Source organism: Fusobacterium sp. (genome assembly GCF_032477075.1).
GTDB lineage: Bacteria > Fusobacteriota > Fusobacteriia > Fusobacteriales > Fusobacteriaceae > Fusobacterium_A.
Genome location: NZ_JAWDXO010000054.1, coordinates 1 through 10,800, shown reverse-complemented (window position 1 = coordinate 10,800; position 10,800 = coordinate 1). Strand labels below are relative to the sequence as shown.

The 10,800-nt window shown below is 23.6% G+C and carries 15 protein-coding genes; all 15 read right to left on the bottom strand.

Annotated features, from left to right (window positions below; translation table 11 throughout):
- Positions 1–173: 173 nt before the first annotated feature.
- Positions 174–911, bottom strand: a complete 738-nt coding sequence (locus E6771_RS14985) for a hypothetical protein (protein ID WP_316092147.1) — start codon at positions 909–911, stop codon at positions 174–176.
- A 108-nt stretch (positions 912–1,019) separates the two neighbouring features.
- A complete protein-coding gene (locus E6771_RS14980) occupies positions 1,020–1,673 on the bottom strand; it encodes a tetratricopeptide repeat protein (protein WP_316092146.1) in 654 nt (217 codons plus the stop codon).
- Positions 1,674–1,739: 66 nt separating this feature from the next.
- Entirely contained in the window at positions 1,740–2,132 is a 393-nt protein-coding gene (locus E6771_RS14975) for a coproporphyrinogen III oxidase (RefSeq protein WP_316092145.1), read from the bottom strand.
- A 15-nt stretch (positions 2,133–2,147) separates the two neighbouring features.
- The gene (locus E6771_RS14970; protein ID WP_316092144.1) at positions 2,148–2,537 is read right to left on the bottom strand and encodes a hypothetical protein; all 390 of its coding nucleotides are present in this window, start codon (positions 2,535–2,537) and stop codon (positions 2,148–2,150) included.
- Between the two features lie 294 nt (positions 2,538–2,831).
- The gene (locus tag E6771_RS14965; RefSeq protein WP_316092143.1) at positions 2,832–3,365 is read right to left on the bottom strand and encodes a hypothetical protein; all 534 of its coding nucleotides are present in this window, start codon (positions 3,363–3,365) and stop codon (positions 2,832–2,834) included.
- Positions 3,366–4,059: 694 nt separating this feature from the next.
- A complete protein-coding gene (locus E6771_RS14960; RefSeq protein WP_316092142.1) occupies positions 4,060–4,293 on the bottom strand; it encodes a hypothetical protein in 234 nt (77 codons plus the stop codon).
- Between the two features lie 267 nt (positions 4,294–4,560).
- Positions 4,561–4,740, bottom strand: coding sequence for a hypothetical protein (locus E6771_RS14955; RefSeq protein ID WP_316092141.1), 180 nt, complete (start codon positions 4,738–4,740; stop codon positions 4,561–4,563).
- 146 nt (positions 4,741–4,886) lie between these two features.
- Complete coding sequence (locus tag E6771_RS14950; RefSeq protein WP_316092140.1) at positions 4,887–5,456, bottom strand: hypothetical protein; 570 nt, start codon at positions 5,454–5,456, stop codon at positions 4,887–4,889.
- A gap of 2 nt (positions 5,457–5,458) precedes the next feature.
- The gene (locus E6771_RS14945) at positions 5,459–6,034 is read right to left on the bottom strand and encodes a hypothetical protein (protein ID WP_316092139.1); all 576 of its coding nucleotides are present in this window, start codon (positions 6,032–6,034) and stop codon (positions 5,459–5,461) included.
- 48 nt (positions 6,035–6,082) lie between these two features.
- Positions 6,083–6,703 (bottom strand): hypothetical protein, encoded by a 621-nt coding sequence (locus tag E6771_RS14940; protein WP_316092138.1) that lies wholly within the window; start codon positions 6,701–6,703, stop codon positions 6,083–6,085.
- A complete protein-coding gene (locus E6771_RS14935; RefSeq protein ID WP_316092137.1) occupies positions 6,681–7,283 on the bottom strand; it encodes a hypothetical protein in 603 nt (200 codons plus the stop codon). Before E6771_RS14935 ends, E6771_RS14940 begins: the two co-directional genes overlap by 23 nt.
- Before the next feature lie 27 nt (positions 7,284–7,310).
- Positions 7,311–8,165, bottom strand: coding sequence for a type II CAAX endopeptidase family protein (locus E6771_RS14930; protein WP_316092136.1), 855 nt, complete (start codon positions 8,163–8,165; stop codon positions 7,311–7,313).
- 181 nt (positions 8,166–8,346) lie between these two features.
- Entirely contained in the window at positions 8,347–8,880 is a 534-nt protein-coding gene (locus tag E6771_RS14925) for a hypothetical protein (RefSeq protein ID WP_316092135.1), read from the bottom strand.
- A 433-nt stretch (positions 8,881–9,313) separates the two neighbouring features.
- Positions 9,314–9,847 carry a hypothetical protein gene (locus tag E6771_RS14920; protein ID WP_316092134.1) on the bottom strand — a complete coding sequence of 178 codons (534 nt, stop codon included), beginning with the start codon at positions 9,845–9,847 and terminating at the stop codon, positions 9,314–9,316.
- A 2-nt stretch (positions 9,848–9,849) separates the two neighbouring features.
- Positions 9,850–10,800: hypothetical protein (locus E6771_RS14915; protein WP_410054682.1), on the bottom strand; the 951-nt coding region annotated here is incomplete at its 5' end.

The following is a 10,800-nucleotide window of genomic DNA, read 5'->3' as shown; positions in this document are numbered from 1 at the left end:
ATCTTATTCGATTAAATATATCTAATATGAAGCTAAAATAATTAATATTTTTTATTTTTTCAACAAATTTATCAAATTATAATTTCCTAAGAAATAAAAGAAGAGGTTGTAAAAATTAATTGCTAAATCATTAATTTTAAACAAGCCTCTTTATATTAATTCCTATATAATTTTTAATAAGTTATATAACCTAATGTATATTTATTAGTTCCATCATAAAACCATGAACTACTAGGAATATATGTTTCATTTATCTCACCATTTTCAAATTTTAAAGTAACTTTAAATACATAAAGATATCCTCTATCTCCTCTAATTAATTCTCTTCCTTCTCCTATTACAGTTGATCTTACTAAGAAAAAGTTTTTTATAAAAAACCCTTCAATTATTTCATTTACATATCTTTTTTCTTTTACAGAATATTCTGCTAAAAGTTCAGCTTGGCGTTCTGATGTTATTATTTCAAACTTCATCCCCTCTAGAGTAGGAATATCTTTTTTTAAATGCAAACTTAAAACCCCTCCATACCCTTTTTTTATTATTTCTGGTATTTGAACTTCTTTAGACTCTCCCTTTATTATTACATCTACTGTAACTTTTTTATCTTTGCTTTTTTCAGTTATTGGCTCTATTCTAGCTGATGCTTTTTCTATATATTTATTTTTTATATCTATTACTTTTACTTTATTTGATGGACCTTCTCTTCCTAAAACTATTTTTGCTGTCTTTCCATTCTCTACTGGAACTTCTGCTCTTCCTGTAAAAAAGTTTGGATGATAATTTACATCAGCAATAGTTCCAGTTTTTGTTAATCCACAACTTATTAATAAAATACAAACAAAAAATAGAACTGTAATTTTAATAATACTTACAAATAAATTAAACTTATCTAAAAACTTACTATTTAACATTTTTATATTCCTCTCCTAATTATTTTAATATTATATTTTACTAAAATTAAAGTTATAAAGTTTTATAGCAGCCCATATTGAATGAAAACTTATATCATTTAAAATTTTTTATTTATAAAATAATATCTTTTCTTTAAAACTAAGGTTTAATAATTTTTTCTTAAATCCTTCTAAATTTTCTTTTGCTGGTGTATAACCTTGCTTTGCTGACATTTTATAGTATTTATATGCCAATCTATATCTACCCTGCTTTGAATATAACACACCTAAATTATTTTGTGATACATGATCACCAAACTCAGCTCCTATTAAATAATTTTTTTCTGCTAGTTCTTCTTTCCCTAAAAGATTATATACATATCCTAAGCCACAATACCCAAAATCACTTCCTTGATCTGCTGACATTTGATAATATTTCTCTGCTGACTTATAATCTTTTTTCTTGAAGTAGTATAAATGTCCCAAATAATTTTGAGCTGGAAGATATCCTTGATCTGCTGCTAATCTATAATATTTTTCAGCTAAATCATATTGATTTTGCTCTTCATATAAAGTTCCCATATAAAACTGTGCTTCAATATTTTCAGAATCTGCTATTGGTTTCCATGTTTTTTCTGCCAAATCATAATTTTTATCTTTAAAATATTTCATTCCCTTTTTAATTAAAAAACTATAATCTTTTTCATTTCCCAAAGATAAATAAGATATATTTAAGAAAAATATACCTATTAAAAATATTAAAAATTTATTTTTATTTCTCATATTCCCCCCTTATATAGAACTTACTATATTCATTAATATATCAAATTTAATCAAATATATACCATTCTATATTCCGCCATGATAAATAATTTTATTTTGTTTTATCGCAACTTCACATAAATTAATCAAAGAATCAAATTGAGATAGAAGTTTTTGTTTTGAGTAAGAGTTCTTTACTCTTTTATTTGTATCAAAGCAAAAAGAACCTCTTAGTTTAAAAAATAAGGGAGCTTTTTCAAAAAGATTTCTCCACCCAAGCAAAATCTCTTTCAAATGAATGATTCCCTTAACATCAAAGTAGGTAATTCCATAATAATTAATTCCCTTATTTGTCTGTAATAATCCTTCATCATTATAAGTATTTATCCACTCCAAAGTTTCAAAAATATATAAAATAATATTATCTTCTATATAAATTTTATTTTCTTGTCCTAATATTTTAAAGTCATGCACTAACATAAATTTTCACCTTTCTTAATAATTTTCTCTAGTAAAAACTAGCAACTCATTCTTTAAAATTGCTTCATCAATTTTTTTGATTAATTCTTTTAATTGACTTAAAATATTTTTTTTAATAAAAGAATTTTCTTGATAAGCATTGTCTTCTAAATTATAGTCTCCATATAAAATAAAATTTTCGGGCGAATAAGAAAAAATTTCAATCCATGTTTTTATAATACTTCTCAATTCTATCATACCTTTTTTATCAAAATATGTATTTCCTTTTAAATTTATCCCTTTTACTGTCATCTTTTTATTATAATATGAATTTGCCCATTTTAAAGAATCAAAAATATATTTATATAGATTTTCATCAATTTCTATAAGCTTTTTTTCACCAAAAATTCTAAATTTTATATTCATAATTTCTTCCACCTTATATTTATTTTTTATTTAAAGGGACATATTTTCCAAATGAAATTATATCTCCTTTTGGAGTTAAATCAATATATCTTTCTTTTTTTTTGGTCTATTTCTTTTGAAAGGAACTTCTTGAGAATCCTTTTTGGTTATTTTTGTAAATTCTTTAGCCTTTCTTATAAATTTGATAAGCCTATATTAATATTTTTTTTCTTCTAATATTTGAAGTTCTCTATTGTTGAGTATTTTTTAATATTTCATTGAGCAGCCCAAACTAATTGGACTGCCTATTAGATATTAATCTTCTATATTCCAAAATTCTTTTATCAATTTTACTATTTCATCTACTTTTTCTTCTTCTACTTTATATCCCCATGAGAAAACCTCGTCTTTCGTTATTATTTTTAAAGGTCTCTTATCTACCAATTCGCGATTCAATATGCTTACAAAATTTGTATTTGCATAAAAATCAAAAATTGGAATCTTCTTTTTTATTTTTAAAACTTTCCATCTAGGAATATCTCTTGAATATACTATATCTCCATCTTTCAAGAATTCTAACTTTATATTTTCTAAATTTATTCTTAAGACTTCATTTATATGCTTATTTTTTATTGCTAGAGAGAAAAAATAAATTGTAAAACCTCCTGAAAAAATAAAGAACAAAATATTGCCAATGGTAAAACTATTGTTTATTTTTAAAGTAATAAAGCAAATTAAAGTTAAAGAAAAAAATAAAAAATGTATATGTTTTGAAATTTTTGCATATTTTATAGAATCATCTTTTACAATTTCTATTTCATTTTGAGATTCTTTTATCTTGATTTCCAATAACTAACTCCTTTAAGTTTTAATTTAAATTTTTAATAACTATCTTAATAAGCAGTCCGAGTTAATTAGACTACCTTTAAAATAGCAATTTTAATAAAATAATTGAAAAATAGTAACATGAATGTAATCATAAATTACAACATGTATTAACCCATGTAAATAATATAAATAAGTAGCTTCATTGAATTTTAATAAATCATTTATCCTAGTCTCATCTTTTGTATTTGCTTTTATAAAAATAAAGATAATTATTATAAAAATTATTGTAAAAATAGAGCTATAAAATATATTATCAATTGAGGCAAACATTGCCTGAAAAAATACCCCTATAAAAAATATATGACCCAATATTGATAGCCCAATCTTTAAAGCTTTATACTTTGTAGAGAAAAAAGCAAGAAACACAAAGAGCAATGATGTACATGTTAGTATTTCCATTTTAAATTCTGAAAATATAAATATTATAAATCCATAAAAGTAAAATAATTGAAATATTATAAAAAAAATTAAAAATTTTTCTTTTTTAATTTTTAATTTTTTTAAGTATATTATTGGCGGAAGTAAAATAACTCCATAAGAACTTATCAAATTAACTATTAAAAAATTGACTTTTAATTTATTTGGTAAATGGTCATAATATATATATAAAGCCATGAGTATAATGAAGAATAAATCAATCAAAAGAAATTTTTTTTTATCTGCCACTTTTTCCTCCATTTTCTTTCCAAAGATTTTGATCGAGCTCCTTTTTAGCTCCTGGATCAGCAAATCCTCCACCAAAATCAGAAATATTATTTTGAATATTATTACTTTCTGATAAATTAAAAAACCATGTATTGCAATTAGGACCAAGGATTTTATAATTAACAGGAGTATTCTCAGTATTTTTTTGGTAATTTAAAGCAGAATTAAAAACTTGCTTAATCATTTCTGTATCTGTTTTTCCAGATATAACTAAATCATTTGGATTTAGTTTTTCTTTATAAGTATTATTTGCTTCATTTAATATTAAATCTTTAGCTGAATTAATGTCTTCTGTTTCATTAAACTTTACTACTCAAAATTCTTGGTATTTCACCTTCATAACCAACACTTGATGCAAAATATTTCAATAGATCTTGTACTCTATTTCCTTTTTCATTTAACTTATCAGCTAATATTTCTCCATTTTCATCTATAGTTTTTTCTTTTAGTTTTATGTAATGGTGACTGCCTTGCCCTTTTTCTTTGAATAATTTTCTATAAATTTTTCCTTTATAGTATTTCCTTTTCCTCCCACTCCAGAATCTGCTATTCCATCATAGACTGCTTCTAAATATTCTCCAGCTTCTATTATCGTATCTCTCATATTTCTATATTTTATTAAGTGACTCAAATTAATTGAGCCACCTGTAAAATATCAAATTTAGTTAAAAATATTTTTTCAAAGTATTATTTAGATATAAATTTTTTACAAATATTATTTACTTCTAGAAATTCCTTTTTTAATTTTTTATCCACTTTGTTGATGCTAATCCAGTTTTACTCACTTCTTAAAATTTTTTCAATAGTTGCATCTAAAAGGATTGGAAGGAATTCTTTTGCTTTGACAGGAAAGATTTCAAAATTCCATGCTCCATCTCCAGAATATATTATACCATCAGTAAGTTCAACTATTGCTATAGCAATAAAACCATACAATATATTTGATAATACTGGTTGCCAAGCAGTTCTTTTTACTGTCCAGGTATAACTTAACTTTACAATTTTTTCAAATTCATTTTCATAATTTGTGTTAATGAGTGTTTCTTCTAAAACTTCAATATCAAGTTGAGTAAATTTATGAAAAAAAACAAATATTGCATTTCCTTCTTTAATATTTAATTGATATATATCATACTCTGTATCAATCATACATATATTTTCTCTATTAACATAATTTTTATCAGAAAATTTAAGAGTTGAATTAGTAATTTTCATTCTTTTTTTATATTCTTCTTTTATATTTTCCTTTTCTAAAAAAGTATTTAAATATTTTTCAGATAATTTTCCTATTTCTTCTTTTCTCGGAATATATGAAGTGGTAGGATAAACTTCATAGGTTTTACTCATATTTAATATCCTTTAGTTTCATAAAAATCTATATTATTTTTTTTAAATATAGAAGTTATTTTTGAATTGTTATATGAACCAGATAAAATATAGGTATAACCATATTCCCCTAAAATAATAAGATGAAGATTTCTAAAATAAAATAAAACATTTCTAAAAGTTACTAGTTGAAATTTTATTAATATTTCAAATTCTTCTAAAGTATATAGTTTAAATAATTTTTGGTAAATAAGTTCTTTCCCACTCAATCTACACCATAAGTTAGCAAGTTTCTTTTTTTCTTCTAAAGTATATTGAATATCATCTTCATAAAGACCTAAATCATCTAATTTATCAAAATAGAATAATTTACAGAACACAGAACCATTATTTAAAGCATAAAGTTCATTCAACATTAAAATTAGTCTTTTTTGTGAAATTTCATGTATTTTTTTTATTTTTAAATCTTTTATGTCAGAAAAATTTTCATCAAATAAAATATCTTTTTCCTCTTCTGTTATATCATTAGGGATACTATTAATAATCAACACATCTTTATTTTTATACTTAAAAAATGACTCTTCTTTTATTAGTTTCAATAAAATACCCTCCTTTCTAAATTTACTTTATCTTTATTTATGAGGAATTTAAAAAGCTGTAGTTTTATAAATAGATATATCATTATTCTTTAAAATATTTAATACTTTAGGGTTACTATATGAACCAGATAAAATATAACTATAATCATATTTTCCCAAAGCAATAAGATGTAGATTTCTAAAGTAAAATTTAATACTTCTAAAAGTAACTAGATTATATTTTATCAATATTTCAAATTCTTCTAAATTGTTTAGTTTAAATAATCTATGGTAAAAAAGTTCTCTGCCACTTAGTCTACATAATAAATTGTATAGTTGATTTTTTTCTTCCAATGTATATTGATTATCATTTTCATAAATACCTAAATCATTTAATTTATCAAAGTTAAACAAATTGCAAAATACAGGTCCATTATTTAAAATATAAAATTCTTTTAATGCTAATATTAGTTTCTTTTGTGCAATTTTATGAATTTCTTTTATTTTTAAGTCTTTTATGTCAACAAAATTCTTATCAAATAAAATATCTTCTTCTTCTTCTGTTATATTATCAGGAATACTGTTAATCATTAATATATTTTTATTACAATATTTTATTTCCCTAGAATAGTTTAATAACCTCAATATAGTATTCTCCTTTTTTAATTTAATCATTATATACTTTCCCATTTCCTCCTACCGTTCTTCTAGTTCCTCCTTTTTTAGCATTTTTATCTTTATCTTTTTTGCTTGGCCATCTTTTCCAACCATTTTTATCTCCATGTTTTGCTCTATCTTTTTCCCACCAACTTCCATCTTCTAAATTTTCATAACCATCATTTCCATCTTTATCTTTTCCTTTTTTAAATTTACTTTTATCTATACCAGGTGTAAGAATAACATCTCCTACATCAACTTGAATTTTATGTATTGTTTCATTTTTAATTGCAATATCTTTTATTCCTACTTTATCAGTTAAAAATGCTTCTAAGGAAGTTTGATAAAATTCTGCATAAGCTATTCCTTTATTTTTCTTAGCTTCCCATTCTTCTTTTAAGTTTTCTTCAAACTTACTCCAAGCTCTTTTACCTTCTTCTGAATTTAAATATTCCTCTGTTTTTTGTCCAGAATAATAACTCCCTATTAAAACTACTCCACCTATTATTATTGTGGTTGTTAATGCAAAGTTTTCCTTATATTCATCAGGAATTCTATTTTCTAATTCTTTTGATTCTTCCAGACTTAGAAAAATTCTAAAATAGAACACCATAAAAATCAAGTTTTATTGATAGATATCCTATGAAAATTTATTATCTTCTTTTTTCCATAACTTCCATACTATGATTAAAAATATTATATTTATTATTATAACTGGTAGAGATGCTTCTATTCCAAAAGCACCTCCTGTAAGTAAAAATGAATCAGAATTGAAAGTATAATTATATCTGCTGTATAATGGTCTAACTCCTCCTATACTAATTATTTGCCCCATAATTATTATATTCCACACCATGTGTATAACCACACTTGACCATATACTTTCTGTTATAAATGTAACTATTGCTAAAATTGCTCCTATTAAACTTACTGATAATGTCATAATAAGAAAATCTCTTAATCCCATTTTTTGCCCAATAAGATGTATTACACCAAATAAAACTGAAGTTAAAACTATTGCTGCTCCTTTATTCCATTTTTTTTCAAAAACTGTAAGCATCATTCCTCTAAATATCATTTCTTCAACTATAGGTGCTCCTACTCCAAAGAACATCAATGTAAATGATAGAGTAGTTATTACATTAGCTGTGCTAAACTCTATATTTAACCATTCCCCAGGAAAACATAGTAATATACCACTTACAAGTAATGGCATAATAAAAGCAAGAATTATCCATATAGTTTTTACTTTTATTGGTAATATTCGACAATCTCTAAAATTAATTTTTAATAACCCTTCACAAACAACCAATAAACCACAAATAACAAAACCTATATACAATATTCCCATAAGTATATTTCTCACTTCTATTGGATATCTAAATACAAGAGATTCACTATCTCTTATTGCAACTGATAAAATAAGTGCACCAAATAATAAACCTATTCCTAAAAATGCAATGAATATATCTTTTATTCCCCACTCTTTTTTCATTTTATTCTCTCCGTTCTTACTTTTTAGTTTTCAAAGTTTGAAAATTCTTTTATAATTTCTATTTCATCACGAAATTTTTTATCTTAGCTTCCAATAATTAACTCCTTTAGATTTTATTTTAAACTTATTTGTCTATATTTTACAATAAGCAGTCTAAATTTTTTAGACTACTTATTAAATGTTAATCTTCTATATTCCAGAATTCTTTTATAAGTTTTATTATTTCATCTATTTTTTCTTCTTCTATTTTATACCCCCATGAAAAAACTTCATCTTTTGTTATTATTTTCAGAATTCTTTTGTCTACTAATTCTTCTTCCATAATGTTTAAAAATCTATTTTTTCCATAAAATTTAAAAGGGGGAATTTCTTTTTTTATTTTCATAACTTTCCATCTAGGAATATCTTTTGAATATATTGCATCTCCATCTTTCAAGAATTCTAATTTTATATTTTCTAAATCTATTTTTAAAACTTCATTTATATGACGATTTTTAAAATACAATGAATTTCTATATATGATAAAAGTTGCCCCAAGAAGAAAAGTTAAAAAACCTAATATACCTAACTTACCATACATTTTTGATATAATAAGAAATACTATAACTGATAAAAAAAATAAAGTATTTGTAAATTTTGAAATTTTTGCGTATTTTATAGAATCATCTTTTATAATTTCTATTTTATTTTGAGATTTATTTATCTTGATTTCCAATAATTAACTCCTTTTAAATTTAAATTTTTATCTATAGATTTTATAAACCCATTTTCTATTTCTATCATATAAACTTTATCTACTCCTCCAATAACTGTACTTTCATTTATAGTTCCAGCATGTATTTCTGCAGGAAAAGTAGGAACAGATAGACCTATAGAAAATTTTCTTCCAACTAGATCTGATTTAGAATTATATTTGTCATACTTAAAAATACCATATCCTAATTCTACAACATTAGATTTCTCTTATCATTTTGAGTTTCTTATAGATAAATATTTATTAATATTTTAATGAGTAGTCTGAAAAATTTCAGACTACCTTCAAAACATCAATTATTTAAATCTTTAAAGATTCATTTAATTTAGTATCTATAAATATTGACTTTTAGGTTAATATCAAATAAAAATTATAAAGTTTATTATAATTTTATTTATTTTTTTATTAAAATAGATATTATTTTTTTTATTATTTCATAAGTTAATTCATTTATTGTTATACTTAGTAATGTACCATTTTTATTAGTTTCAAAATCTATATTATGATTTCTTATTCTTCTTTTTTTTATTTTATCATAATTATTGATTACATTTGTAAATACAATTTTTATTTTATCAAATGAATATAAAACTTTAAAATCATTATAAATCATGGTAGTAAATCCTGCTTTTATTTTATTTGAGTTAAAATAAATTTGAGGAATTCCTTCTATGATTTTTATTTCTCTATTTTCATTGTCAAAATTAAAATTATGAAAAAAAACTTTTTCACACCCAACTAATACTATGTTTGTTATTTCATTATTTATTATTTCTCTTCTTATATCTAAAATAGATTTTTTTTGATTTGTTATTTCAAAGCATTCTTGTTCTATATATTTTTCTCCAAATCTTATATTTAATGGAATATGGCTATCAGTTACTAATTTATTTTTTTTTATTTGAAATATTTTTTTTATTTTTAACATAATTATTGTCCTTTCATTACAGCATGATAAACTACTGGAAATTTATCTGTAGCTCTTTGATTTATCATTATTTCCCAATTACCAATTGTGTATTTTTCACCTAGAATATTGCCTCTCTTAGTAAGTTCTTTAAGACTTGACTCAAAACTTTTAAGAAGCATTTGATTTTTAAGTGGAAAATTATGAGAAACACCTGTTTTAGTAATAGTTGCAAGATGATCTTGCATATGTTCAGTAGCATTAGGATGTACCCAATAATTGGCTTCTCCTACCTTTATTGTAAAAGATTTTGGAATCAATGTTTTTTCCATATTTGGTTGTGTAGGGGTAATATTATCCCAAACAACATTAGAAACGGTTCCTGTATTAATCATCTCATACAATGTACTCCCTATTACTGCAGCACTTGCAACTATAACTGTATTCTTTAAAACTTCTAGCTCGTAAGAAGATGGTTCAATTGGAATAATAATACTTCCATCTGCTGCAATATATTCTTCTTTAATTTCATATTTTTTATTGTTTTCATCAACATAGTAAAATTTTCCATTATCTTTTTTTATTTTACTTGCATCAGCTAATATAGGATCTCCTGTCTCTTCTGAACTAAATAACCATACTACTCCTGCTACAGTTGCAGCTCCTATTAATCCTAGTTTTTCTTTATATTCATCAGGAATATTCTTTTCTAACTCTTTTGATTCTTCCAGACTTGGTAGGTCCTTATACTTATCTTTGATTGAAGCTAGATATTCATTGTAGTCTTTCTCTTCTCCTGCCTTTATCTCTTCTATTTTATTTCCTACATTATCTGCTGTTTTTTCATCTTTATCATATTTTGCCAGATGTCCTAATTCATGTCCTAGTATCTGTAATACATTTCCACTAGTTAATGAATCTTGGCTTATAAAGATTTTCTCTCCTATTCCCTTACTGCTGTCTACTGAAAATGA